This window comes from Deltaproteobacteria bacterium (assembly GCA_016874755.1).
In the GTDB taxonomy this organism is placed as follows: Bacteria; Desulfobacterota; Binatia; order UBA9968; family UBA9968; genus DP-20.
Map to the genome: position 1 here is coordinate 20,889 of VGTH01000033.1, position 25,113 is coordinate 46,001.

Here is a 25,113-nt window from a genome sequence, read left to right on the forward strand (position 1 = left end):
TCCAATGCCATTAAAAACCCAGATTCAAGATTCGGTTAAAGCGGCGATGAAGAGCGGCGATGCGCTGACGCTCTCGACGCTGCGGCTGCTCCTGGCAGCGTTGCATAACGAAGAGATCCGCCTGCGGCGCGACCTGAGCGACGAGGAAGTTCAGAAAACCATCACCACCTTGTCGAAGCAGCGCAGCGAAGCGATCGAGCTCTATCGCAAAGGCAATCGCGCTGAGCTGGCGCAAAAAGAAGCGGATGAGCTGAAAATCTTGCAGCGGTTTTTGCCGCAGCAGTTAAGTGACGATGAAGTGCGCGCGGTGATCAAGGCCAGCATCGAGGAAGTCGGCGCACAGGGCATGCAAGATCTCGGCAAAGTCATGAAGCTGGTCATGCCCAAAGTCAGTGGTCGCAGCGACGGCAAGAAGGTTAACGAGTTGGCTAAAGCTCTGCTCGAGGGCTAGCAGAGTCTTTCGGTTGCCAGCGTCTGATTTCTCTCAACGTAGCAAGTTTCAGCGTTTTACTCCTAGGCAAACGGAGCGCGCGCTCGCGATCGCCGTTCTCGCGATCTAGCAGTGCGCGCAAGATGGCTCGACCCAAAGTAGTTGCCGGTGGCGAACTGGATTGATTTGACGGTTCTCGCTGTGCTGAGTCTATTTGGACTCAGGGGGTTTTTTCGAGGACTGTTTCGCGAAGTGTTTTCGCTGGCCGGTTTGCTGGCGGGCTTCGTGGTCGCAAGCCGCTACAGTGACGCGGCGGCCGCCTGGGGCGCGCAATACTGGCAGCTGACGCCGTTTTTTTTCAAGGGAATCGCTTTCGTTGCGCTGTTTTTCATGGTTTATTTTTGTTTCAGCCTGGCAGGCTGGCTGCTCCATCGTTCGGAAAAACTCTTGTTCCTGAAAACCATCAATCGCATTGGCGGTGTCGCTGTGGGCGTCGGCAAAGGCACGGCGCTTGTCGGTCTCTTGGCTCTGTTTCTCTCTTCGGCTTCCTGGCTGCCCGACACGACGCGCCAAAGCCTGGAAGAGGCGGTGCTGGTGGCACCGCTGTCGCAATGGGCGGAAGGACTTTGGCGCCTCGGCAAAAGCCGTTTGCTTAACTCCCCGGCCAATGCCGGCGGCGCGCTTTAGCAGGCAACGCCAGGGCCGATCGAAGCCATGATCAAGCAAGAGCAGATCGCGCAGATTCGCAACCGAGCTTCCATCGTCGAAGTGATCTCAGACTACGTTACCCTCAAAAAGACCGGCCGCAATCACATGGGCTTATGCCCATTTCACGGTGAGAAAACCCCATCGTTTACAGTCAACGAAGAGAAGGGGATCTTTCATTGTTTTGGCTGTCAGGCCGGCGGCAGCGTGTTTAATTTTCTCATGCAGTACGATCACCTGAGCTTTCCCGAGGCGGTGGAGCGGGTCGCCAAGCGCTACGGCATCGAGATCGAGCGCGACCAGCGGGGCGGTCAATACGGCGACCAGGGTGCGCGCGAACTGCTCTATCGCCTCAACGAACGCGCCGCCGTCAACTACCAGCGCATGCTCACCGCCCATCCCGAAGGCAAGCGCGCGCGCGAGTACCTCAAACAACGCGGCTTGGATGAAGCGACGGTGAAAAACTTCATGATCGGCTTTGCGCCGCCGTACGGTTCCGGCCTGATCGAGGTGATCAAACAGGAAAAGTTTTCCGTTCAGGACGCGCTCAAGCTTGGCCTGATCGGCCAGAAAGCGCCGCAGCAGTATCACGAGAAATTTTTCGCGCGGGTGATGTTCCCAATTCTGAACCCCGGCGGCAAGGTGGTGGCGTTCGGTGGCCGGGTACTGGACCAAGCCCTGCCCAAGTATTTGAACTCGAGCGAGACGCCGCTGTTTCACAAAAGCGGCACGCTCTACGGTTTGTTTCACGCCAAAGACGGCATTCGCAAATCGGACCGCGTTGTGGTCGTTGAAGGCTACCTCGACGTGATCGCGCTCTTTCAGCATGGCATCGACTACGCTGTGGCGACGCTCGGCACGGCACTGACGGTTGATCACGTGCGACTGTTATCGCGCTACACGAAAAATATCATCGCATTGTTCGATGGCGATGTCGCCGGCCAGAAAGCAGCGTCGCGCAGCTTCGAGGTTTTCGTCGAAGCGGGTTTGCTGGGCCGGGCGGCGTTCTTGCCGCCGAGTGAAGATCCCGATACCTTTGTGCGAAAACAAGGAAAAGCTGCATTGGAAGCCATTCTGGAAAAGGCGGTGCCGCTGCCCGATTATTTTTTTGAATGGCTCGACAAACGCTTCGGTCGGACGCTCGAAGGCAAAAAGCAGACAGCCGAAGAAGTGAATCGCGTGCTCACGAAAGTGCGAACTCAAGTCGAAGTTGATTTGCTCGTCCGTAGAGCCGCGGATCTCGGCATTGACGAAAGAGTGTTGCGACGCCCCGTGGCGAGCCAACCGCAAGTTCGTAACGCGGCGGGAATCGCTCCGGTTCCGGTTCTTCGTGATGATTTCGCCGAGCGTTCGCTGGTAGCGTTGATGCTGGTGTACCCGCAACGGATTGTCCCAGAGGTCGAGACTAACGGCGAAGTGCGTCAAGCCCTGAGCGCCAAGTGGGCTCAGGTAGTTGACGTTATTATCGCCGAATGGCAAGAACATTCTAAGGTCGATGTAGTTCGCGTTGGCCAACGGCTGGCCGCTGAGAGGGCGGCGGAGTTGACTGGGCTCGCTCTGGAGGGGGAGCGGGTCGAGGAAGCAGAGAGCGGCCGGATGGCAAGCGACTGCCTGATTCATCTGCGTCGCCAACATTTGCGAAGTCTCGAACGGACCTTGCGCATGGCGATCCGTGCTGCGGAAGAGCGCAAGGATGAGAACGCCAAGCGTGAAAGGATACTAGAATGGCAAGACATCGTACGAAAAGAACGCCAGCTAGAACGCCGAAGGCTCGATCCGAAGAACATGACGAGTTAGAGCAAGAGGAGCCGGCGCCGCAGCGCGGCGCTAAAGCGGGCGGCAAAAAAGACCTTAAAGAGGTCAAGAAACTGATCGACCTCGGCAAGGAAAAGGGCTACCTCACCTACGACGATGTCAATGACATGCTGCCGGCGGAGGTGGTGTCGCCCGACCAGATCGACGATGTCATGTCGATCTTTGGCGAAATGGACATCGAGGTTGTCGATTCCAACGCCCGCGTGACCCTCGGCGGTGGCGGCGATGAGGTGTCGGAAGACGAAGAAGACGAGAAGGAGATTGAATCGGACGTCGACGGCGACGTCGTCGGCAAGACCGGCGACCCGGTGCGCATGTACTTGCGCGAGATGGGCACGGTGTCGTTGCTCAGCCGCGAGGGCGAGGTGGAGATCGCCAAGAAGATCGAGCACGGCGAGAACCAGGTGATTCACGAAGTTCTCACCAGCCCGATGGCGCTCAGCTATATTTTAGAATTGGGCGAGAAGCTGGCCAATCACGAAATTCGCGTGCGCGAAATCATCAAGGAAGAAGGCGAGGAGGACGCTGAAAACTTTACCGACGAAGAAGTCCACGAGAAGCGCTTGCTCGATCAGATCGGCAAGATTCGGCGCGTCGTCGGCGAGCGCGACAAGCTGCGCCACCAACTCGATGGCAAGAGGGTCTCCAGCCAGCGCCACGAGGCATTGACCTCGGCGCAAAACAAACTGCAGGAAAAAATCATCGCCGGCTTAAAAGCACTGCAGCTCAACCACAAACAGGCCGAGGCGATCGCCGATGGCTTGAAGAAGGCCATGGAGCGCATGCAGTCCTATGAGCGGCGCGTCAAAGACTTCGAGCAGCGCGCCGGCCGCCCGGCGGGAGAAATTCTCCGCTCGGTGGCGAGCCTCAACGGCAAGCGCAAAGACTGGCAGCGGCTCAGCCACTCCATGCATATGGGCCACGATGCCATCGTGCAGATGGCCGAAGATATTCGTAACGCCCGCCGCGAGGTGCGCCAGATCGAGCGCGACATCGAAATGCCCGCAGAAGAAATCAAGCGGCGGGTTTGGTCGATCCTCGAAGGCGAAACCAAAGCCAATCTCGCCAAGAAAGAATTGATCGAAGCGAACTTGCGCCTGGTGGTCAGCATCGCCAAGAAATACACCAACCGCGGTTTGCAATTTCTCGATCTGATCCAAGAGGGTAACATCGGCTTGATGAAAGCCGTCGACAAGTTCGAGTACCAGCGCGGTTATAAGTTCTCCACCTATGCGACCTGGTGGATCCGTCAGGCGATCACGCGCGCGATCGCCGACCAGGCGCGCACGATTCGCATCCCGGTGCACATGATCGAGACCATCAACAAGCTGATCCGCACCTCGCGCTACCTCGTCCAGGAAATCGGCCGTGAGCCGACCCCCGAAGAGCTCGCCAGCAAGATGGAGATCCCGCTCGACAAAGTGCGCAAGGTTTTGAAGATCGCCAAGGAACCGATTTCACTGGAGACCCCAGTAGGCGAAGAAGAGGACAGTCACTTAGGCGATTTCATCGAAGACAAACGCATCATCACGCCGTCGGATGCCGTGGTGAATATCAACCTGCAGGAGCAAACACGTAAAGTGCTGGCGACGTTGACACCGCGCGAAGAGCAAGTGTTGCGCATGCGCTTCGGCATCGGCGAACGCTCCGACCACACGCTTGAAGAGGTCGGCCAAAAGTTTACCGTCACCCGCGAGCGCATCCGACAAATAGAAGCCAAGGCCCTGCGCAAGCTGCGCCACCCTAGCCGCAGCAAACGGCTGAAGAGTTTCATGGAAACCTAGCAGGGAGAATCCGCAACTCGAAATCACCAACGCGCCAAACACGCCGACATGTTTCGGCATCAGGCGATTTAAGGAACCCTAAACTCTAAACCCGAACCCGCAACGTTTTCCCTCCTTGGGGCCCATAGCTCAGTTGGTTAGAGCCACCGGCTCATAACCGGTTGGTCCCTGGTTCGAGTCCAGGTGGGCCCACCAACTTTTTCTTCACTTAACTTATTGAAATCATTCAGTTCTGCCTTAGGGGTGCCTGCTCGCCCCCGCAGCGTTCCGGGAAGCGTTCCGGTTTTGCCCCCCAACAGCCGCGAAAGCTGCTCTTCGGCGTTACCGCCGATGAATTTGCCGTAGTGCTTTTCGATCATCGCCACTGAAGTGCCGCAATATTCCGCAAGCCATTCGATGTTGACGCCATTGCTTAACCCGGCAGAGATGAAGGTGTGACGAGTAGAGTAGGGCTTGCGCTCGATGTCGCATGACCCTTGAAACCAACGAGAGGATACGGAGAAGGGGACGCGAGTGATTCCGTACACCGTGAAATGTTCACGTGAGTTGATCTCTACCTTCAGCTGTGGCTTACCCAGCCACGGATCAAGCACAGCGCGCAGCGCATTCATCAGCCGCCCAGCCGGCTCAGCCGCGACTTGGACGAGATCAATATCCGCCGAATACCGGGCTGGTGGCTTTACGTGAAGTTTGTAAATCGCCGTTCCGCCCGGAAAGCCAGGGATGCTCCGAGAAGTGGGTGCCCGAAGATCTCAACCAGAGCCCGGCTGAGTTCAACCTGAAAATCTTGCACCCAAGGCACCTGTGCCCGCCATTCGGTGATGTAGTCGCGCGGGATCACAGCTCGGGCACCACCTCGGTATTGAGCCGGCCGAGTCAACCGCTACGCCAGGCACAAACCGAATTGACATCTCTTGCGGTCCCGCGCTATGGCTCTGGGTCATAGAAAAGCGCGTTTAAAATTCCTATACGGATGGGCGGGCTGTTGTTTGCAACGGTGTTGACCTTAACCTTTCTGCCGGCGTTATATGCAGCGTGGTTTCGCGTCAAGGATGACGGCGCAAGGATGAAGGATGAATTAGCGGGCGCATCGGAAAGCCATGTTAAAATATGACTAAAATCAAATGCTTACAGAACGCCATCATTTTTGCGCTGGGGCTGGCCTGCAACGGGTTCGCAGCTACGCCGGAGACGGTGAAGTTCGCGAGCCGCGACGGCAAGACCGAACTTGTCGGTTACTTGTTTAAGCCTGCGGGCGCGGGGCCGCATCCGGCGGTGGTGATGTTGCATGGACGCGGCGGGCCCTATTCGGCGCTGAGGCCCGGCGTGGCGGACGCGACCAATCTCACTGCGCGACACCGTTTATGGGGCAACTTCTGGGCCGAGCGCGGTTATGTGGCGCTGCACGTCGACAGCTTCGGCCCGCGCGGTTACCCGCGGGGTTTTCCCAAACACTCGTACAGCAGTCGTCCGCCCGAAGTCAACGAACAGTCGGTGCGGCCGCTCGATGCTTATGGCGCGCTCGATTATTTGCGCACCCGCAACGATGTGATTGCCGATCGCGTCGGCGTGCACGGCTGGTCGAACGGCGGCATGACCTTGCTTGCGGCGCTGGCCCCGAATCCGCCACGCGTGGCACCCGACCAGGCCGATCGCGCGCGGCTTGCCGCGCCCACGCCGCAACGCGAATTTCGCGCCGCGATCAGCCAGTATCCGGGATGCCGCATTCAGCGCGATCAGGCCGACTACAAGCCCTATGCGCCGATGTTGATGCTGGTGGCCTCCGATGACGATGAGGTCTCGCCTCAGGTGTGCGCGACCTTGGCGGAGCACATCAAAACGCGCGGCGCGGATATTGAATTTTTCATGTATCCCGGCGCGCACCATTCGTACGACGATCCGGGCAAAGCCAAACAAAGCCACGCGCCGAATAAAGCGGCGCTGGAAGATACGTTGAAACGCGCGGAAGCGTTTTTTGTCAAACACTTGCGGCCGTAGCCGGGCGATCGGTGATTGCCTCGGCGCATCCGCTGCCATTGAAGATCCGCCGGTGATTGACAAGATCCTCACCCATCTCGGTCTACCGACCCGTGCCCCGCCGCGCGCGCCGGCTCATCGATTCGATCTTTTCCAGAGCATCTGGGCAGTCAGAACAGCTTACCAACGCAAGCCCACGGCGACGCTCGCTCTGAGCTCGATCGAACGGCGCCGTAAGCAACCATTCGTGCGCTTACCTAGCGCTCTCTGGCCGAGCGGACCAATAGAAAAGCAAGGTTTTTCATCGCGTAGAAAACGGATTGACAATTCTGCCGGTTCGCCGCAGCGAGTCGCCGCCGAGGGCAAAGAAGTTTTCCGCGCGGTTGACTCGTTGCACTCCCAGCACCTCGGCGTAGATGCTCGCTAACTGCGATTCGATATCTCCTTCCGGACCGCTCGGTGCCGGCTCCAAGAAGACGTTCGCTAACTTCTCCGCTAGCCCGATGCGCTGCAACTTGCCAGTCGCGCCTATGGGCAGCTCGTCAAGCGTCACAATCCGGCTCGGGATCTTGTATGCTGCCAACCGCTGCGCCACGAACTGCCGCAGACTCGACTCCGTTAGTTGGCAACCAGGTCGCAAAACCACCGCAGCTGCGACATCTTCGCCGAGCGTCGCGTGCGCTACGGCGAAGGCCACGGCTTGCGATACTTCAGGATGATCGAGCAACGCTTCGTCGATTTCCTGCGGCGAGATTTTTTCACCGCCTTTGTTGATCCTCTCTTTCAATCGACCCGTGATAAAAAGGTGGCCGTCTTGGTCCTGATATCCTTCATCGCCGGTGCGAAACCAGCCCGCTGAGAACGCGTTAGCGTTGGCCGCGGGATTGTTTCCGTAGCCGGCCATGACATTGGCGCCACGGACAACGATTTCGCCACGCTCGCCGGCCGTCAGCAGACCGCCCGCTTCATCCATGATAGCAATCTCGGATCCAGCTGCTCTGCCCACCGACCCCGGTTTGCGCTCGACAGGAGGCAGAGGGTTGCTCGCCATTTGATGCGCCGCTTCGGTCATACCGTAGGCTTCAATCACCGGAGCAGCGAAGGTCGCTTCTAACTTTGTCAGCAGGCGCGCCGGCAGGGCCGCTGAAGAGGACCGAATGAACCGCAGTGAGTGATTAGCAATAATCTCTTGATGATCCGCGGCGTGCGCCGCGATCGCCTGATGCATGGTTGGCACTGCCGTGTACCAGGTCGGTTGCAGCTCCTTCAACCATTGCCAAAACAAACCGACCTCAAACAGCGGTGGCAGCGCAACACTCGCTCCCGCGGTCAACGAAGCCAGCAACGCCCCGACTAATCCATGAACATGATACAGCGGCATGCTGTTAAGACAGCGGTCTCGCTGGCTTAACTGCAACGTCGCTGCGATGTTACCTGCCGAAGCGAGGAGATTGCCGTGACTCAACGGCACACGCTTGGGTGCCGCAGTCGTGCCCGATATGTACAACCTAAGCGCAATGTCCGCCGGTCGAGCGTCGGGAGATACTTGCTGCGCATCTCTTTCGTAACCCGTGCCGCCGCGAGGAGCGCTCAGTTCATCGCACCATTCAACAACCGGAATACCGCGCCTGCTCGCCACCTTTGCGGCAAGTGAACCACTGTCATCGACAATCAAAGCACTGGCCTCGAGATCGGAGAAAAAGTAGTCTAATTCGGCATCGGTGTAAGCCGGATTGAGCGGCGCCGCCGCCGCAACTGACATCGAAGCCAACAGGGCGACCGCCAGCGCCGGCCCATTGGGCAAGACAACGGCTACGCTGTCTTGCCTGCCAACACGGTTGGCGGTGAGAAACACTGCCAATTTGTTGACGTGCTCACTAAGCTGACAATATGTGGTCGGGCCTTTCCCGGCAGCCGCGAAGGCAATACCGTCCCCGGTGAAAGTAGCTCTTTCTTGCAACAGCTGGTGGATTGTCGACACCATGTGGAACAACCCTTAACAAGAATACCACGGTGTTCTGTAAGACAGTGGATTTCTTGGCATCAGTATCCGTTTCTTCAATCCGAGTTTTGCGATCCTTCCGAACTCGACAGCAAACCTTGTGCCTACTCTTCGCTCATGATTTCTCTTCAAATCGCGCCGAAATCTGGATAGGATTTTTAAACCACCTTTTCTATGGCGGAGCTATAGCGGAGAACCGGCAGAATCGTCAATCAGTGTTCTACGCGATGAAAAAACCCACTGTTCTATCGTCGGCTCACCCGGCGAGCGGTCGGTAAGCGCGCGAAAGGTTGCTTACGGCGCTGCTCTGTCGAACTCGGAGCGAGCGGCGCCATCGGCTTGCAGTGGCAGGCGGTTTTCGGGTGTCAGATTTCCTGGAATGAATCGACTCGACGAGCCGGGGCGCGGGTCGGCAGGCCCAGATGGCTGAGGATCTTGTCGATGACCGGCGGGTCTTCAATGGCGGCGATGATCTTCAAGGGGCTGCCGCAGTTGGTCCAGCGGCGCAAAACTCAACTCCGGCAGCGACGCCGATGCGGCCATGAAGTGGGGCCCAAAGCTATTCAAGGACTACCGGCTCTACGTCGCCGCCGAGGCGGACGATGACCTGGCTTATCGCTTGACTCACATCGGCGAAGACAACATATCATGGGCTCGGATTACAGCCACCAGGGTCAATCCAAAGAAGATGGAATGGTGGGTGTGATCGGCGCAAGAAAAGCATAGCGCCGGCGGTGATCGAAAAAATTCTCTGCGACAACCCGCGTCGCTTCTACGGACTGTAGCGAGGGAACTGGCTTGCACTTCGGTGGGTTGGGCGCGCACGCGGCTACGGGAGAAAAGTCGGCGCAAGACAGTACGCTGAGCCGAGCGTTGGTGGAGATTGAAGAGCAGATGTCAAAAGTAAAGTTTTGACACCGAACACTCATTGTCCCATCGGCCATGGATCGACAACAACATCGCACCCTAGAGCTGCCGCCAGAGCAGGCCGCGATTCGCGCAAACTGTTTTCATCCTATCGGAACGGCCAGCGATTTTGGCCGAGACCATGTTGAGCAGTCGTTGGCCCAAAGATTCGAGCGTATGGCGCGGCTCCATCCACTGCGGCTTGCGGCGAAAACCGACCAGCGAAGCCTAACCTATGAAGAGCTTAACGTGAACGCTAATCGCATTGCGTGGGCTATTCTCGATCGCTGCAGCGGCGATGCGGAGCCGGTGGTTATCTTGTTTGACCATGATTGCGACATGCTCGCGGCGATCTTGGGGGTATTGAAGGCCGGAAATATCTACGTTCCCCTGGACAGCTCCTATCCGGAGGCGCGTCTTGGCTTCATGCTGGAGGATAGTCACGCTCGCTTGATTGTCACGAACCAAGCCAATCTCGCTCAGGCTCACAGCCTTACCAAAGATGCGCGCATGGTAATGAACGTCGATGAGTTAGCAGGGAGTCTGCCGGATAGAAACCCCGGATGCATGGTCGGGCCGGATGCGTCGGCGCTGATCATGTACACTTCCGGCTCCACGGGTCAGCCAAAAGGAGTCGTGCAGAACCATCGGAACTTACTGCACCGGATATTCGCGTACACACGCGACGTGCATATCTGCGCGCAAGACCGGCTCTCGCTTCTTAGTTATTGCAGCTCCAATATGTCGCTGAGAGATATCTTTGGCGCCTTGCTCAACGGTGCCTGTCTCTGTCCCTTCGACGTTGGTCACCAAGGCGTAGGGCGGCTCGCACAGTGGCTCCTTCGACAGGGGATCACGATCTACTTTTCGACCCCGTCGGTTTTCCAACAGTTACCGGATGTCCTGAGCGGCAATGAGGCCTTTCCGAACTTGCGGGTTATCCATCTAGGAGGTGAGGCTGTTGGGCGGAAAAATCTGGAGATATTCCAGAAGTACTTCACCCGGCAATGCATCATGCTGAACTCTCTTGGCTCGGCGGAATGCGGCACGGTGCGAGAACATTTTTTCGACCGCCACAGCGTCATCACGGACAACACTCTGCCCGTCGGCTATGCAGTCGATGACAAAGAGATTCTCCTCCTGGACGAAGGAGGGAAGTATCTGGAGTCCGACCAAGTGGGTCAGATCGCCGTGCGCAGCCGATATCTATTTCCGGGGTACTGGAGAAGGCCCGATCTCACCCAAGCTGTGTTTTTGCCCAATCCTGGCGGCGGTCAAGAACGAATATATCTGACCGGCGATTGCGGTCGCTTGCGGGCCGATGGGTGCCTGGTCTACGGCGGACGCAAGGATTTCATGGTGAAGGTAAGAGGCCATAGGGTGGAAATCCAGGAGATCGAATCTCTGCTGGCGAGCCTCCCCATGATCAAAGACGCGGCTGTTCTGGCGCGTGAGGAAGATGGCGAAACCAGCCATCTCACGGCTTACATCGTTCCGCTTGGTGGCGCGCCGCTGCAAGCGACAGAGCTGAGAAAGCTGCTGGGCGAGCAGCTTCCTTCATATATGGTTCCCACGGCTTTTGTAGTCGTCGACTTTCTGCCGCTCAGCCCCAGCGGGAAGGTGGACCGGCAAGCGCTGGCCTTGCGGCACGAAAAAAAGCGGATTCTCACCGCGGATTTCGTCGCGCCGAAGACCCCACTGAAGCAGATGCTTTCACGTATCTGGGCCGAAGTGCTGGGCCTAGATCGCGTCGGCATCAACGACAACTTCTACGAGCTCGGCGGCCACTCGCTCGCCGCGATGCAGATCATCAATCAGATTGACAAACAGCTCCAGATCGAAGTGCCGTTGCAATCCCTGCTCGGTGCGCCGACAATCGCCCAAATGGCAGGGATCATGAATGAAAATACCGCCAGAAAAATTGCCGCGTCGCAGTCGGAAAGGACCTTGGCGGAGTTGGAGTCCCTGCCTGATGAAACCGCAGAGCGGCTTATCGCTGGGTCCCATATAGACAGGCCGGAGCCGAAAAATTAGTTGTCGACCCGTCCCGGGGGTCGCATTTGATCCCGTTGCATCCGTCGCCACAGTGAATCAAAGCCAAAAGGGGTCGCGTCTACGTATAGCTCATAACGGAAACTGGCGGTCCTGGGAAAGCCCGAACGTACGCTCACGTGGCCGGTACCTGGATCGGACGCAGCATGCTTGCCGTGTTCAGGTGTGTTCCGCTTCTGGTCCAGGCAAGTTTCTGACCGCTGTATTGCTTGCGTGCGCCAACGGTAAATGACAGCCACGCTCCGTTGCTAGCGATCTAAGGCATGGTAAGTGAGCGACCGCGTAACGCGATCCGAAATTACGACGTGAAATTTGCATTCGAGTGCCCGATGAACTGGAAAGATCTTGATCGTACGGGCGAAAATCGGGTCCGGCACTGTCGAGTTTGCGCGCAGCGAGTATTTCTCTGCCGTACTGTCAGCGAAGCGCTGGGCATGCAAAGGTTGGCCATTGTGTGGCGCTACCAGGGCAAGATGGTAGCGCGGCTCGCTTTACAATGCTATTGGGTCGGCCGGCGCCGCTAACCCCTGAACAAAAGGTGTTGGTAAAGGCGCAAAAAGCCGATCAAGCTGTAACAAAAAAGATTCGCGCCGCGACCGAGCGCCAACCGCAATCGAGCCCGTAACAACTTATTGAGAAGCTTATGGGAGCTCCCGCTCCGCAATCCTTGTAGCGATGGATTTGCCAAAAGCGTTCCGGGAAACGTTCCGGTTTCTTGGGGATTTGCGGGGTAAAACGTGGGATTTTGCGGGATCGCGCTGATCGCAAAAAAGTCCACATTCATTCTATTTCTCAACAACTTCAGCGGTTTTCGTCGCCTCCGTCGTTTTCGCTCGAAGAAGTTCGAGTCCAGGTGGGCCCACCAACTTTCCTCGCTGCACTTTTTGGATCCCTTTCGAGTTCGATTGTCAAAAGATCGGTGCTATCGGCAACGGCCGTCAGAAGATGTAAACTGTCTTTATGGCGGCCGACCTCGCAAGAAAGTCAGCACCGAGCAGCCCGGTTATTTTGGTCACCGACGGCGGCTCTGGCATCGGCTTCGGTATTGCGCGCAAGTTTGCCGCCATGGGGTACGATGTCGCGATCGCCAGTGCTGACCGGGAACGCTGCAAACGAGTGCTCGTGAGCCTCGAGAAATACGAGTGCCGGCGGGCGCTGATCGCTGCCGATCTGCGCAACGAAAAACAAGTACAAACGCTGCTGCGCCGGACGATCGACCAGTTCGGTCGGCTCGATGTGCTCTGTAACAATGCCGACATTCGAAAGCTCGGGGCGATGGACAGAGTCTCAACATCCCTGTGGGACGAGGCGATGGCGGTCAATGTGCGCGGTGCCTACCTTTGTATGAAGTATGCGTTGCCCCATCTCAAGTTTAGCAAAGGCGCCATTGTCAACATCGCTTCCATTGCCGGTCTGGTCGGTTACGCCGAAGGGAGCGCTTACTGCTCATCGAAGGCGGCGTTGATCATGTTGAGTAAAACCACGGCGCGCGAACTGGCCCCTTATGGCATTCGCGTCAATTGCATTTGCCCCGGCGCCACTCACTCGCCGATGATAGCGGCGGACAAGATCAAAGAGCCGTTGCAAGAAATCCCGCTTGGCCGTGTCGTTGAACCGAACGACGTCGCGGAGTTGGCGTTGTTTCTCGCTTCCGATAAAGCGAGCCACATCACCGGTGGGGTTTACGTCATCGATGGCGGTGTTACGGCGGGAAGGGTGTAACCAAATCCGCCTCATCACTGTTGCCTCGCCGGATGCCAGTGAGCTTGTGCTAATACGAAAAAGCTTTACGCCCGGCCCTGCAGGCACGAGCGTAAGGCGGAAATGCTTACGCGGCCTGCACCAGCGGGCGGTAGTGGCCGCCTTTGGAGACCGGGGCGAGACCTTTGACGATTACTTTCCAGCTTTCGCCCAGGTCTTCGCTGCAGATCACTTCGCCGGCGGTGGTGGCGGCGTAGATCGAAGTTGCGCTACCTGCCTCTTCGAGGCAGAAGGCTTCAATGCTCGCCTGCAAGCGATCGGGCAGGCCGTTCTTCAAAATCTCCCAGGTTTTGCCGCCGTCTTGGCTGCGCGAAATTCTCGCGCCGGCGAAATGGGTAGTGCGCCAGGTGCCGGGGGCATCGTGAGCGGCGGTCATGAACATCAGCTTCGGATCGCTCGGGCGGAAAACGAAACCGTCGGGGTAGCCGCCGATGTCATCTTCTCTTCGTGTCCACTGTTCCCAGCGCGCACCGCGCTCTGGACCGGTGTACAGACCACGGCCGGTGACGGCGTAGAGAAAATTCGCATTGGTCGGGTGGATCATCAACCGATGCACGTCTTCGTAGAGGCTCGGGAACTCTTCCCAGTTCTCGCCGGCGTCGGTGCTGCGTAGGAGACCCCCGACTTCGATGGAGGCATAGATGGTCGTTGGATTGTTCGGATCGAAATTGATGTGCTTCACATGGCCGATGTGCGGCGGGGCCGGGAAGCTCCATTTCGACACGCTCGGCACCGAGCGCAGGTTGGGCAGCTCTTTCCAGTTCACGCCGAGGTCTTCGCTGACGAATAGATGGGCTGGCTCCGTGCCGGCGAAGACCCGCACTTTGCCGTTCATCCGTTTGGCATTCACCGAGTAGACGTTATTTTGCGTCATGCCGTTGTTGCGGGCTTCCCAGGTTTTGCCTTCGTCGGCGCTGACCAAGATGCCGCCTTGGAACACACCAGCGAAAATCAAACCGCTCTCCGGTTCTTTCATGATGGAACTGATGTGCTTGTCCGTCACCGCGCGATGAGCAATGCGCCACTCCGCTCCGCTGCGCTCGATGGTCGCCAAGCCTTGGGCCGTGCCGACGAGAATTTGGTTGGAAAGGGTGGGAGAAGAATAAATGGTCGTTCCGCCGTGGGATAGTCCGATTGCCATGAGTTTATCCTCCGTTTCTCTATTTCGTTACTGGTGCTCGCCGACCCCTTTCGGGCAGAAGAATCGCGAGCACTAGTTACGATCTCGGGTTGATTGTTGACCTCAAGTTGAATGCCTGTCAAGCCACGCTTCAGCGAATTTGCCGCCCTAATGGGTCGATCTGCGCGAAAACGCCGGTCTCTTTCAGCACACCGTCGAGAAAGCGGGTGTCGGTCCATTCGTTGACGTCGATGCGCGGCACTTTTTCAAAGCTCGCGGTTTGGTAGTAAAACTCCGCGGTCTTTCTGTAGATGTCTAAATTCAGCAGGCCGTTCACCGCCCAGGAGCTTTTGAAGGTTGTCCATAGATTCATTGCATCGCCGCGGTCGAGCTTGGTGCGCCGCTTGGTGATGGCGTTGACCCACGATTCCTGGTTGTCGGCGAAGTGGCGCGCGGTTTTGACGATGGCCGCCGTGAAACGGCGTAGCTGTTCGGGTTTTTCTTCGATCACTTTGGCCGTCGCGGCGTTGACTTTTTCCACTACGGTCGCGTTCTCGAAAAAAGTATTGTGATCGACCAGCACTCTCACACCCGACTCGCGCTGAATCGTGACCCAAGTGCCCACCGACATGGAAGTCGCATCGATCCGGCCGGCAACCAACGCTTGCGCGCGGGTCGATGGCACGCCCATGGCGATCACGGTGAGGCTGGCCGGGTTCACGCCCATGGCTTTGAGGGTTAACATCGATTGGGTGTGATCGACGCTGCCCAAGCGCGCCACGCCGAAGGTCTTGCCGGCCAAACCTTGCAGCGACTTGATCTCGTCGCGCGCGGCAATCAAGAAATAGAGCCGCGCGTCAGGAGAATGAATCGCGCGCATCGGCGCGCCTTTGGTCGCGCTGAGTCGTATGACTTCAGACGTCGAGACGTTACCGACATCGATATCGCCCGAGATCATCGCCGCAATCGCCAGCGGCGTGCCCTGAAACTCAATTAGCTCGATATCGAGACCTTCACGCTGATAGAAGCCCAAGTCCTTCGCAAGCCAAAGGACGGAATTGGGCAGCGGCGGGACCGGTGACGACCCCAGACCGACGCGCAGCTTGAGCGGTGCTTTCGCCTCGCCGGCGCTGAGCGGCGCTGCGTGTAACCCAAACCATAGTGCACTTAAGAGGAGCCATACTTTCATAACGAGATACCTTCTTGACCATTCTAGCGCGCCGCGCGCTTGGCTGGTGAAATTTTGTTGTTGTTCATCGGCGAGTCCTGGAGCAGCGGGTGCAGCGCGGTTTTGTCATTTCCAGGAGACAGTCGATTCAACAAGTCCTTTTCCATCATATCGAGATGCTGGAACATCGCACCTCTTGCTTCCGGCACGTCATGCTGTTCGATCGCTTGCAGGATTTGTTCATGCCAGCGCCGCGCCATCTCGTGGCGCCGCTCGCGCACCGCTTTGACTTCGGTGTCGTCAAACAGCTTCCAGAAAAACGGCAGGCGAAAGAAGATTTGGCCGCCGGAGTCGTAAATCTGCGCCAGTGCCGGATTGTGCGCCGCTTGCACAAGGGCGCCGTGGAATGCGCGATGAGGGCCCCGTGGCGTGAGGGAAGGGTCGAGGGCACGGCGCAGCGCTTTGATCTCCTTTGGCGTTGCCCGCGCGGCGGCCCAACCGGCAATTTGCACCTCGATGAGTTTACGAACTTCGTAGAGCTGCTTGATGTTCACTTGGGCCGCCAGGCCGGCAAGGTCGAGTCCCGGTTGTAAGATATTCTGAGAATCGGCGATGATCGTGCCGCGCCCTTTGCGGCCGATGACGCCGCGTGCGACCAGGGTCTTCAATGCTTCGCGGATGGTGGTGCGCCCGACGCCGAAAGAGACGCACAGGCTGCGCTCGGCAGGCAGGCGGTCGCCCGGGCGCAGTTTGCCCTTGGTGATTTGCTGCTGCAGGTCATTGGCGATCTTGTCGACGCGGCTGGTGTAAGCAATCATTGGTCTGACCAAATGTGTTCCTTGACAGTCTAGATGCTGCTGCGTTATAGCAAACCATGGGTTGTTTGGCCAGACCAATCGAGGCCAAACGAAAGGAAAACAAAAAAGTGAGTTCCAACGAAAAAATCGTCGTCTTCGGCCCGGCCTTGCCGATGAATCTGACGCCCATGTGGGTGGCGCACGACAAAGGCTTTTTCAAAGAAGAAGGTTTGGACGTCGACTTGCGCCCGGTGCAGGGCATACCCGATAGCCAACACCCGCGCCACGGCTGGCGCAAAAACGGCGAGATTGTTTTTCAGTCGCCCGGCGGCTCGCCGCCGTTTCGCTCGGTGTTGGAGAACCGCGATCACATCGACGGTGAGGTTAACGTGGTCTCGATCGCCAATCGCACCGCGCATGTGTTTGTCGCCAAGCCCTACGTCAAAGATGTTCAGGATTTGAAGGGCAGAAAGATCGCCGGCGACTTAAAGGGCGGTTCGAGCATGGATGCAAAGATGGTGATGCGCCACTTCGGTGTCGATCCGGAAAAAGACGTGACCTGGATCGATAGCCGCGGCAAACCGCCCAACACCGAGCGTTATCGCTTAGAATTGTTTGATCGCGGTGACGTGGACGCGGTCTGCTGCGATCCACCGCACTGGAATATCGCGGTGCAGATGGGCGGCCACGCGCTGAGCTCGTGCCGCGATTTTTTTGAAATTCCCGAGGCGGGGTTTTCGACTTCGCCGGCGGTCATCGCGGAAAAGCCATTCGTGGTCAAAGGCATGGTGCGCGCGCTGTTGCGCGGCGTCATGGTGGCGAAATACAGCAAGCAGGAAGCGCTGGATTCGATTTTGCGCCACAACCATTTCATCAATCGCGAATTGGCCAATCTGGCGTACGATGAGGTAAACAAGGAGTGGGGACCGGTGCTCAACCTGGATGCTTACCAGCGCAAGGTCGATTTTTACACCAAAGAATGGAATCTGCCGGTGAAGCCGGTGAGCGACTACTACAATTTCAAATATTTGAAAGAAGTGCTCGACGAGTTGGGCATGATCAATACCTGGGACCCGCGAATGGATTTTAAGAAATAAGCAGCCGGCAGTAGGCAAGTAGGGGCGACCGGCTGGTCACCCTGCGAATCGGTTGATGAAATCTGAGAGCGCATACGGAGCTGGTCGGGACCAGCTCCATCATTTTACCAAGCAGGAAAACGATGCGTTGACGCGCGTTGGTCCTGGCACGGTGATGGGGAATTTCTTTAGGCAATATTGGCTGCCTGTGACGCCGTCAGTGGATGTGCAAGCGCCAGGCGGACGGCCTTTGCGGGTGAAGCTGCTCGGTGAAGATTTGGTTTTGTTCCGTGCTAAAAATAACCAACTTGGTTTGATCGGTTCTTTCTGTCCGCATCGTCTGGCGCCGCTGTTTTATGGTCGCGTTGAAGACGAGGGACTGCGCTGCGCTTACCACGGCTGGAAGTTTGCGCCGGACGGTAAGTGCATGGAGATGCCGAACGTGCCGGCCGAGTCTTCGTTCTGCGACGATATCCATCATGCCGGGTATCCTTGCGTGGAACATGGCGGCGTAATTTGGGCCTACCTGGGGCGCGGCGGCTCGCAGCCCGAGCTGCCCGATTTGGAATTTCTCCGGGTCGGCGATGACGACCGGCAGTATCGCTTGTTCTACCAAGAATGCAATTATCTCCAGGTGCTCGAAGGCGGCATCGATCCCACCCATGTCATGTGGCTCCACTCACCCTACGATCTTGGTGATGAAGAGCTGACGGCGACGCAGCAACCGGATCAGCACCGCGTGGCGCAGCGCTCCGGTGCACGCACGCCGTTGGACGTGGCCATCGCCGACACCCCCGGCGGTTTCACCTACGGCGCCAAGCGGCCGGCGGGCGATGGCAAGAGCCTGTGGCGCATCAATCAGTTCATCATGCCTTTTTACACCATGCCGCCGGGTGGCGATCAGAAGCAGGCGCGGGCCTACATTCCCGTCGACGATGAGAGCTGCGTCAAGTGGCAGATCAAATGGTTTCCGAGCAAAGAGATTAAACAAGCGTCCAAGGAAACGCTGCGCGGCGGTTTCGCCGAGGAGGCGTATGATGCGCCGACCAATGCGGTGCCGTTCGGTCATATCCGAACGAAAGCGAAAAAAGCCAACGATTATTTGATGAACTGGGAGCTGCACCAGACGCGCCGTTTCGGCATCGCCGGGGTCAATTTGCAGGACGTTGCGGTCACTGAGAACGAAGGGCCAACGGCGATCCTCGATCGCACCAGGGAGAATCTTTGCGCCGGCGATATGACCGTGATTAAAGCGCGCCAAATGTTGTTGGACGCAGCGCAGGCTTGGCGCGAGCGCGGCGCCAATCCTCCGGGCGCCAAAGATCGCAGCGTCTACCGCGTGCGCGGCTGCGCCGTTGTCATTCCCGATGGTATCGATTGGGTCGAAGGCGCGCGCGCGACGGTTACTGTGCCGCCGGAATGAGTCTGTGCAACCATCGCCCCTGACGGTTTGCCACCTGACAATTCTCAGCATCCTGTGATAAGTTGCATTCGCTTAACGGAGGGTTTTTTGAAACGAATTGCCTGCGCGATATTGCTGGTTTGTGTTTGGACCGTTTCGGCGTTAGCCCAAGCTAACTTCTACGAAGACAAGACGATCCGCTTGGTGCTGGGTTTTTCCGCCGGCGGCATCAGCGATCTGTGGGGCCGCGCTTTGGCGCGCGCAATGACGCCGCACATTCCAGGCAAGCCGCAGATTATTTTGCACAACATGCCGGGGGCTGGCTCGCTTACGGCGGCCAATTACGTTTACAACGTGGCGAAGCCAGATGGCCTGACGATGGCCTTCTTCACGCCGGGATTGTTTTTCAATCAGTTGATCGGCGCCAAAGAAGTTCAGTTCGACTGGTCGAAGTTTGTCTGGATCGGCTCGCCGGAGCAGACCCAGCGGATCATTTATATCCGCAGCGATGCACCGTTTCGAACCGTCGCAGATTTGAAAACCTCAGAGGGTCCAAAGTGCGGCGCTACGGCGCTGGGCACGGTGGGACATTACTTTCCGAGGCTTGTTGAAGAAGTGTTAGGCGTTAAGTTCAATCTGGTCTTGGGTTACCCCGGTGCGGCGGAGATTGACCTCGCGATTCAGAAAAACGAAGTCCAGTGCCGCGCCGGAAGCTTGGAAGGCTACTTCGGCAGTGAGCCGAGCAAGAGCTGGGCAAAGACGGGGTTTACGAGGGTTTTGATCCATGGCGGCGTCAAGCGCGACCCACGTATCAGCGACGTACCAACGTTGTCTGAGCTGATGGATAAGCGCAAAGCGCCGGAGGGCACGCGCCGCCTGGCGAGTGTGCTGTTGTCGCCGGATCAAATCGGCCGGCCGCTGGCGACCACGCCGGGCACGCCGCCGGAGCGAGTGAAAGTACTGCGCGATGCGTTCAAGAGAGCGCTCGCCGATCCGGAATTTGTCAGCGAGGCGAAAACGCGCGGCTGGGAGTTGGAGCCGGTTACGGGCGAAGAGCTGGAAGCGATCGGCAAAAAAGTCGTCGTGCAGCCAGCGGATGTAGTCGAGCGGATGAAGAAAATACTAGGGCACTAGGGAGTCTTAACCACAGAGAGCAAATCGAGCGGGCGGGTTTGAAACCCGCCCCTACAAAGATTCTGTTTGCGCCCTTCGACATCGCTCACGACAAGCGTTTTGCGGTTCAATCTCCGATCCTATTATTTGTGCTTCTTTGTGGTTAATTCTCAGGAGGAATTCTCATGTACAAAACAACCAAGGAAGAAAATGAAATCTTAACTCGCACCGGCAAGGGCACGCCGATGGGCGAGTTCCTGCGGCGTTATTGGTGGCCCATCGGTATTTCCAAGCATCTGAAAACTAAGCCGACTTTCATTCGTGTCTTCGGCGAAGACTTGGTGCTGTTTCGCGACGGCACTGGCAAGGCGGGCGTGATCAGCGCCTACTGCGCGCATCGGCGCGCCAACTTGTGCCTCGGCGACGTCGAGCGTGACGGCGTGCGCTGCCGCTACCACGGTTGGTTGTACAACACGCAGGGTCAATGTGTGCAGATTCCCGGCGAGCCGCCTAACAGCGAGCTGAAGAAGGAATCGATTCGCCTTTCGGCCTATGCGGTCGAAGAGCTGGGCGGTTTGATCTTCGCCTATTTCGGCCCTCAGCCGGTGCCGCTGGTGCCGCGCTACAATTTCCTTGTCGGCGACGGCGAAGTTTATCTGACCATTCAAGGCATCCAGAATTGCAACTGGCTGCAGTGCGTCGAGAATGGCATGGATCCGGTGCATCCGAGCTTCACCCACGGTGGTGCCTGGCCAGACATTATGAGCACGGAGCCGGAGTTGGGCTTTCACGAAACCGACTGGGGCATGGTTTATAAAGCCTATCGCAAGACCAAAGAGCCCGGCGTTTTGAACTATCGCGAGCATCATTTGCTGATGCCAGGTGTTAGCTGTGGCGGCAGCGGCGGGCGCTATCTCGCCGGCAAGCAAACCGGCACACCGGTGTCGGCGGCGCGCTGGAGTGTGCCCATCGACGACACGCACACGCTCTTGATGCGGGTGCGCTTTAAGCCTGGCGACAATGCGGGCAAGTATGAAGGCGATCCGTTCAGCAAACGCTGGAAGCCGCCGCAGCAGTTCATCGTGCCTTACAAAGAATATCTGGATTCCGACGAGCCTGAGTTGGGCTATCCGATACCGCCGCTGCATTTTATCGAAGACGGCATGGTCGTCGACAGCATGCCGGCGATCGCCGATCGCGAGAACGAAAATCTCGGCCCAGCCATCGACGACGGCATTATCAAATTGCGCCAGATGTATCTGCGCGAGATCGAGAAAGTAAAACGCGGCGAAGACCCGCGCTGTGTCGTGCGCGACCCGACCAAGAACCAGATGATTGTGATACCAGCTTACGAGAAGTGGGTACCGGAGAGCGAGCGGAATTTGTCCAAGACCGCGGCGGTCGGATGAGGATGGGCGCAAAAGGCACAAAACTCGGAGAGGGAAAATTCACCACGAAGGTCACGAAGAGCACGAAGGTAAGAGAAGAATATCCTAAATGTTTTTTCCGACTTCGTGTCCTTCGTACCTTCGTGGTGAGTCTTTTGAGGGAAGCGAAATGGCAATCTACGCAACCAACGAAAACGACGTTCAAAAAGTGAAAAGCGGCCGCGGCTTCACCCAATGGCTGTATGTCTCTCCTGGCGGCAACGGTCCGGAGATGATGATTCGCAACTGGGGGCCTGACACTGATATTCCTGTGCACAGCCATCCCTATCACGAGATGTTCTACGTGCTCGAAGGTGAGATCGAGATTGGCGGCACGGTCTACAAAGAGGGTGCCTGCATCTACATTGAAAAAGACACGCCCTACGGACCGACGCGGGCGCCCAAGGGCGGCAAAGTGCTGCGCTACGCTGAAGCGGGTCAAGGCAAATAGCATGGAAGAGCATTACATCGACGCCGACGGCATAAAGACGTTTTACGTGAAAGCCGGCAGCGGCTTTCCGCTGGTCATGTTTCACGGTGCCGCGCCGGGCGCATCGGCGCAGGTCAATTGGCAGTTGAATATCGAACCGCTGGCGGCGGCGGGCTTTACGGTCTACGCCTACGACCAAGCCGGCTACGGCCGGAGCGACAACCCCGCGGATTTGTCGATCGAATATCGCGTCACGCATGCCAGGGCGTTCGTCAATGCCTTGCAACTCGATCGCTATCACGTGATCGGCAACTCAGTGGGTGGTTACATTGCCGCGCGATTGGCGTTGGAAGACGAACGTGTCGTCAAGTTTGTTACGACGACCAGCGGTACGTTGGCACCGAGAGGATCCGAGGAATCGGCAGCGCTGGGGCAGAAACATTCCGAGGAGCTGCGCGAGTATGTGCCAGGCCTGGACAACATGCGCAAGCTCACGCTGAGCACTTTGTGCAAAAAGGAGCTGGTAACCGAAGCGTTGGTCCAGGCCCGCTACGAAATGAGCATCGGCAAGAACCAAGAAGCCGCAGAACGCCGCCGCGGTGTCAGACCGCCGCGGCCAGTTTTTGATGAGTTGCGCCAGTTCAAGAAGAAATCATTGCTCCTGTGGGGTGCCCAAGATCGCGGCGTTTCGGTGGAGCGCGGTATCTTACTTTTCCAGTTGATGCCGAACTGCGAGTTTCATCTCTTCGACCAGTGCGCCCACTGGGTGCAATGGGATCAGGCCGAGCGGTTTAACCGCTTGGTCGTGGACTTCCTGAAGGGCTAGTGTCAACGGTTTTTCCGGCGGATGTAAACTAGGTTTACTTGATTCTCCCGGTTTTCTGTTCCCCGTATCCTTTCAGATACGCGACTGATCTGGTATCGCGCATCCGTTGAGCGTGATTCCCGCTGTTTTTCCTCAAATATTTCATTGCTCGTAACTTTGGCTGCTTACTGCACGCGCTGGCATGGCGGCTGCTATTGCCATCGTTAGGATTTTGGCAGCAGCGAGCGGAAAGGAGAGCCATCATGAAAGCAATAGCGATCAGAAACTTGTCCACACTGTGGGGCGGTGGGCGACCCGAGCGAGGCCCCGGCGATGCGGCGCTGTGGCTGCACATTGAGCCGGCGCAGAGCAAAACGCTGCAATTCGAAATGCAGCGCATTCGCGGAGAGACGCTGCGCCGAATCGGCATCGTGCCATGAGTTTACCGATTGTCGCAGCGTATCAGCGATAATCTTTTTGGGCGGCGATCAAGGTGAGAGACCTCCCAGCGGAGAGTCTGGCGAACGCCGCGTCGAATACCTCACCTGGTGAGCGGCGACGGCGCGCGCCGATGGCGCGGGATCTGCCGATCGTTCAGGCAGCGGCCGCGGTCTCTAGAGTCCGTTCGTACTTGCGGATGATTGCCCGTTCCGGGATCAACTGGAGCTCGCACTCGCTGAGCTTCCAGCCGGTTTTTGCACAGGCTTCACGCTCGGAGTTGGCTTCTTCGATGGATACTTCCTGGGTTCCGACCAGCCAAATTTTATAAGTCGCCATAGCCTTGCTCCTTCCGTCGAGAGGCACTTCGTGCCGCGTTCACTTCTTAGACGAAGGGACATGCAATTTCGATGCACTAAACGAAGGCGCGCGCTTGGCGGTCAAATCCTTGACGTGCCGACCGGGTTTGCCTAAAAGGTTAGGGTCGGATCATGATCATTCCCACACCCTTACCGGCCGCCGGCTTGGCTGTCCCGCTGCGAGCGGCGTTTCAGGTGTTCAAACGCTGGCCCCTCATCGGGGTGGCGTCCAATAACCTGAACCCAAGCCTGGTACTTCACGGCGATGGCGTCGAGTACAATCTGGTCAAACACAGGCGCCGCAGCTATGCTGACGTCGAGATGGTCGACGCGCGTCAATGGGTTGGCGGGCATGATATTATCTTTCATTGGCGCGGGGCGTTTTTCGCCTCGCGAATGAATTTGGCGCAGGCAGATTGGCTGCCCCAGCTCCTGGGATTTTTCTCGGACAAAGGCTGCCTCCTGTCAACTCCCGCGCGTGAGATCCTGGCTGGCGCGCAGGCGGTCAGCAAGAGCGCAAACGGTCGTTAAGGAGTTTTCTATGGCCAAATATCAATGGCTCGGGTGCTGGGTAGTCTGGCTGGCTCTGATGAGTGCGTCGGATGGTCTCGCACAGGACAAGAAGCTGGACCGGATTCGTATTGGCGGCGGCTCCACCTCGGCGACGCAGATGTCGATGTGGTTTGCCAAGGACGCCGGTCTTTACGAGAGGAACGGTTTGAGCGTCGAAGCGATTAGCATTCCGGGAAGCAGTCTAGCGCTGCAAGCGATGCTCTCAGGCGAGCTGCCGATTATCCAGCTTGGCGGGGCGGCGTCGCTCCAGGCGAATTTTTCCGGCGCCGATACGGTGATCATTGCGACCATCGTCAAGAAATTTCTCTTTTGGATTTACTCCACGCCAGGTATCGCGCGCATGGAGGACTTGAAAGGCAAGGTGTTCGGCACGACGCGATTTGGGTCGCTGTCCGACCTGGCATCACGATTTGCCCTGCGTCTCTACGGCATTGACCCCGAGCGCGATATCACCATGGTTCAAACTTCCAGTCCGGCGGACACTGTGGTGGCTATCTCCACGGGCCGCATTCACGCCGCGGCACTAAGCCCGCCGGCGACTCTGCAGGCAAAAAAGAGCAAGCTCAAAGAGCTGCTCGACATGTCCAAGCTCGACGCCGAGTATCACATCAACGGTGTCGTAACAACGCGCCGTTATCTAAGAACCAACGAAGATATAGTGCGCCGCTTCATGCGTGCCTACATCGAAGGCGCCGTGCGCGGCCAGCGCGACAAAAACTTCGCGACGCGCTCCATGGGCAAGATCTTCCGCACCGACGACCGTGAGCTGCTCGACGAAAGCTACGACATGATCGTCAAGAATAACTTTGTCATCCCCCCGCATCCGTCCGTGCCGGGCGTCGCCAGCTTATTGAAAGGATTGGAGCCGTCGAATCCCAAAGCGAAGACTTCGAAACCGGAGGAGCACGCCGACGGAAAGATTGTGCGGGAATTGGAGCAGAGCGGGTTTATCAAAGGGTTGCAACAATAGAAA

The 25,113-nt window shown here is 57.7% G+C and carries 20 protein-coding genes, 1 tRNA gene and 1 pseudogene; 16 read left to right on the forward strand and 6 right to left on the reverse strand.

The features are described 5' to 3' along the window. Positions 1 to 4: 4 nt before the first annotated feature. The 5 genes from FJ145_18545 (at position 5) to FJ145_18565 (ending at position 4,929) form a co-directional block, all read left to right on the forward strand. A complete protein-coding gene (locus FJ145_18545) occupies positions 5 to 451 on the forward strand; it encodes a GatB/YqeY domain-containing protein (GenBank protein ID MBM4263417.1) in 447 nt (148 codons plus the stop codon). A gap of 141 nt (positions 452 to 592) precedes the next feature. Then, positions 593 to 1,117 carry a CvpA family protein gene (locus FJ145_18550; protein MBM4263418.1) on the forward strand — a complete coding sequence of 175 codons (525 nt, stop codon included), beginning with the start codon at positions 593 to 595 and terminating at the stop codon, positions 1,115 to 1,117. Positions 1,118 to 1,144: 27 nt separating this feature from the next. Then, positions 1,145 to 2,932 (forward strand): DNA primase, encoded by a 1,788-nt coding sequence (locus tag FJ145_18555; protein MBM4263419.1) that lies wholly within the window; start codon positions 1,145 to 1,147, stop codon positions 2,930 to 2,932. Beyond that, complete coding sequence (gene rpoD / locus FJ145_18560) at positions 2,860 to 4,734, forward strand: RNA polymerase sigma factor RpoD (protein MBM4263420.1); 1,875 nt, start codon at positions 2,860 to 2,862, stop codon at positions 4,732 to 4,734. The genes FJ145_18555 and rpoD overlap by 73 nt, the downstream gene beginning before the upstream one ends. Before the next feature lie 118 nt (positions 4,735 to 4,852). Then, positions 4,853 to 4,929 (forward strand) — tRNA-Met (locus FJ145_18565). Positions 4,930 to 5,195: 266 nt separating this feature from the next. On the opposite strand, the pseudogene FJ145_18570 reads toward FJ145_18565, so the two are convergent. After that, positions 5,196 to 5,575 (reverse strand): annotated as a pseudogene (locus FJ145_18570) (nucleotidyl transferase AbiEii/AbiGii toxin family protein). A 269-nt stretch (positions 5,576 to 5,844) separates the two neighbouring features. Here FJ145_18570 and FJ145_18575 point away from each other — a divergent pair. Beyond that, positions 5,845 to 6,732 (forward strand): dienelactone hydrolase family protein, encoded by an 888-nt coding sequence (locus tag FJ145_18575; GenBank protein MBM4263421.1) that lies wholly within the window; start codon positions 5,845 to 5,847, stop codon positions 6,730 to 6,732. A 280-nt stretch (positions 6,733 to 7,012) separates the two neighbouring features. Here the strand turns inward: FJ145_18575 and FJ145_18580 are convergent, their stop codons facing one another. Then, complete coding sequence (locus FJ145_18580) at positions 7,013 to 8,695, reverse strand: AMP-binding protein (GenBank protein MBM4263422.1); 1,683 nt, start codon at positions 8,693 to 8,695, stop codon at positions 7,013 to 7,015. Positions 8,696 to 9,655: 960 nt separating this feature from the next. On the opposite strand from FJ145_18580, the gene FJ145_18585 reads away from it, so the two are divergent. Both FJ145_18585 and FJ145_18590 read left to right on the forward strand, forming a co-directional pair. Beyond that, positions 9,656 to 11,653, forward strand: coding sequence for a non-ribosomal peptide synthetase (locus FJ145_18585; GenBank protein ID MBM4263423.1), 1,998 nt, complete (start codon positions 9,656 to 9,658; stop codon positions 11,651 to 11,653). Between the two features lie 978 nt (positions 11,654 to 12,631). After that, positions 12,632 to 13,393: an SDR family oxidoreductase gene (locus tag FJ145_18590; protein ID MBM4263424.1), complete on the forward strand. Its 762-nt coding sequence runs from the start codon at positions 12,632 to 12,634 to the stop codon at positions 13,391 to 13,393. Between the two features lie 106 nt (positions 13,394 to 13,499). Here the strand turns inward: FJ145_18590 and FJ145_18595 are convergent, their stop codons facing one another. From FJ145_18595 to FJ145_18605, 3 genes are all read right to left on the reverse strand, one after another. Further along, complete coding sequence (locus tag FJ145_18595; GenBank protein MBM4263425.1) at positions 13,500 to 14,573, reverse strand: hypothetical protein; 1,074 nt, start codon at positions 14,571 to 14,573, stop codon at positions 13,500 to 13,502. Between the two features lie 130 nt (positions 14,574 to 14,703). Continuing rightward, positions 14,704 to 15,741 (reverse strand): ABC transporter substrate-binding protein, encoded by a 1,038-nt coding sequence (locus FJ145_18600; GenBank protein MBM4263426.1) that lies wholly within the window; start codon positions 15,739 to 15,741, stop codon positions 14,704 to 14,706. 23 nt (positions 15,742 to 15,764) lie between these two features. After that, positions 15,765 to 16,550, reverse strand: coding sequence for a FadR family transcriptional regulator (locus FJ145_18605; protein MBM4263427.1), 786 nt, complete (start codon positions 16,548 to 16,550; stop codon positions 15,765 to 15,767). Positions 16,551 to 16,594: 44 nt separating this feature from the next. Between FJ145_18605 and FJ145_18610 the strand changes: the two genes are divergently transcribed. The 6 genes from FJ145_18610 to FJ145_18635 all read left to right on the forward strand — a co-directional run bounded on the left by FJ145_18610 (position 16,595) and on the right by FJ145_18635 (position 22,791). Then, positions 16,595 to 17,614 carry an ABC transporter substrate-binding protein gene (locus tag FJ145_18610; protein MBM4263428.1) on the forward strand — a complete coding sequence of 340 codons (1,020 nt, stop codon included), beginning with the start codon at positions 16,595 to 16,597 and terminating at the stop codon, positions 17,612 to 17,614. A 55-nt stretch (positions 17,615 to 17,669) separates the two neighbouring features. Further along, positions 17,670 to 19,016, forward strand: a complete 1,347-nt coding sequence (locus FJ145_18615) for a Rieske 2Fe-2S domain-containing protein (protein MBM4263429.1) — start codon at positions 17,670 to 17,672, stop codon at positions 19,014 to 19,016. An 87-nt stretch (positions 19,017 to 19,103) separates the two neighbouring features. Next, positions 19,104 to 20,129 (forward strand): hypothetical protein, encoded by a 1,026-nt coding sequence (locus tag FJ145_18620; GenBank protein ID MBM4263430.1) that lies wholly within the window; start codon positions 19,104 to 19,106, stop codon positions 20,127 to 20,129. Between the two features lie 164 nt (positions 20,130 to 20,293). Beyond that, positions 20,294 to 21,517 (forward strand): Rieske 2Fe-2S domain-containing protein, encoded by a 1,224-nt coding sequence (locus FJ145_18625; protein ID MBM4263431.1) that lies wholly within the window; start codon positions 20,294 to 20,296, stop codon positions 21,515 to 21,517. Positions 21,518 to 21,605: 88 nt separating this feature from the next. Next, the gene (locus FJ145_18630; protein ID MBM4263432.1) at positions 21,606 to 21,986 is read left to right on the forward strand and encodes a cupin domain-containing protein; all 381 of its coding nucleotides are present in this window, start codon (positions 21,606 to 21,608) and stop codon (positions 21,984 to 21,986) included. A gap of 1 nt (position 21,987) precedes the next feature. Continuing rightward, a complete protein-coding gene (locus FJ145_18635) occupies positions 21,988 to 22,791 on the forward strand; it encodes an alpha/beta fold hydrolase (GenBank protein ID MBM4263433.1) in 804 nt (267 codons plus the stop codon). Between the two features lie 573 nt (positions 22,792 to 23,364). Here the strand turns inward: FJ145_18635 and FJ145_18640 are convergent. Next, positions 23,365 to 23,547 (reverse strand): hypothetical protein, encoded by a 183-nt coding sequence (locus tag FJ145_18640; protein ID MBM4263434.1) that lies wholly within the window; start codon positions 23,545 to 23,547, stop codon positions 23,365 to 23,367. Positions 23,548 to 23,699: 152 nt separating this feature from the next. On the opposite strand from FJ145_18640, the gene FJ145_18645 reads away from it, so the two are divergent. Together FJ145_18645 and FJ145_18650 are read left to right on the forward strand one after the other, a co-directional pair. Then, entirely contained in the window at positions 23,700 to 24,098 is a 399-nt protein-coding gene (locus FJ145_18645; protein ID MBM4263435.1) for a hypothetical protein, read from the forward strand. Between the two features lie 10 nt (positions 24,099 to 24,108). After that, the gene (locus tag FJ145_18650) at positions 24,109 to 25,110 is read left to right on the forward strand and encodes an ABC transporter substrate-binding protein (GenBank protein ID MBM4263436.1); all 1,002 of its coding nucleotides are present in this window, start codon (positions 24,109 to 24,111) and stop codon (positions 25,108 to 25,110) included. The last annotated feature ends 3 nt before the right edge of the window (positions 25,111 to 25,113 follow it).

Excerpts from the sequence above, each read along its gene's own strand:
- FJ145_18585 (MBM4263423.1), top strand. The coding sequence starts at position 9,656 with ATGGATCGACAACAACATCGCACCCTAGAGCTGCCGCCAGAGCAGGCC.
- FJ145_18580 (MBM4263422.1), bottom strand. The coding sequence starts at position 8,695 with ATGGTGTCGACAATCCACCAGCTGTTGCAAGAAAGAGCTACTTTCACC.
- FJ145_18610 (MBM4263428.1), top strand. The coding sequence starts at position 16,595 with ATGGGTTGTTTGGCCAGACCAATCGAGGCCAAACGAAAGGAAAACAAA.
- FJ145_18555 (MBM4263419.1), top strand. The coding sequence starts at position 1,145 with ATGATCAAGCAAGAGCAGATCGCGCAGATTCGCAACCGAGCTTCCATC.
- FJ145_18625 (MBM4263431.1), top strand. The coding sequence starts at position 20,294 with ATGTACAAAACAACCAAGGAAGAAAATGAAATCTTAACTCGCACCGGC.
- FJ145_18545 (MBM4263417.1), top strand. The coding sequence starts at position 5 with ATGCCATTAAAAACCCAGATTCAAGATTCGGTTAAAGCGGCGATGAAG.
- FJ145_18635 (MBM4263433.1), top strand. The coding sequence starts at position 21,988 with ATGGAAGAGCATTACATCGACGCCGACGGCATAAAGACGTTTTACGTG.
- FJ145_18595 (MBM4263425.1), bottom strand. The coding sequence starts at position 14,573 with ATGGCAATCGGACTATCCCACGGCGGAACGACCATTTATTCTTCTCCC.
- FJ145_18640 (MBM4263434.1), bottom strand. The coding sequence starts at position 23,547 with ATGGCGACTTATAAAATTTGGCTGGTCGGAACCCAGGAAGTATCCATC.
- rpoD (MBM4263420.1), top strand. The coding sequence starts at position 2,860 with ATGGCAAGACATCGTACGAAAAGAACGCCAGCTAGAACGCCGAAGGCT.
- FJ145_18575 (MBM4263421.1), top strand. The coding sequence starts at position 5,845 with ATGACTAAAATCAAATGCTTACAGAACGCCATCATTTTTGCGCTGGGG.
- FJ145_18590 (MBM4263424.1), top strand. The coding sequence starts at position 12,632 with ATGGCGGCCGACCTCGCAAGAAAGTCAGCACCGAGCAGCCCGGTTATT.
- FJ145_18650 (MBM4263436.1), top strand. The coding sequence starts at position 24,109 with ATGGCCAAATATCAATGGCTCGGGTGCTGGGTAGTCTGGCTGGCTCTG.
- FJ145_18645 (MBM4263435.1), top strand. The coding sequence starts at position 23,700 with ATGATCATTCCCACACCCTTACCGGCCGCCGGCTTGGCTGTCCCGCTG.
- FJ145_18630 (MBM4263432.1), top strand. The coding sequence starts at position 21,606 with ATGTTTTTTCCGACTTCGTGTCCTTCGTACCTTCGTGGTGAGTCTTTT.
- FJ145_18600 (MBM4263426.1), bottom strand. The coding sequence starts at position 15,741 with ATGAAAGTATGGCTCCTCTTAAGTGCACTATGGTTTGGGTTACACGCA.
- FJ145_18615 (MBM4263429.1), top strand. The coding sequence starts at position 17,670 with ATGAAATCTGAGAGCGCATACGGAGCTGGTCGGGACCAGCTCCATCAT.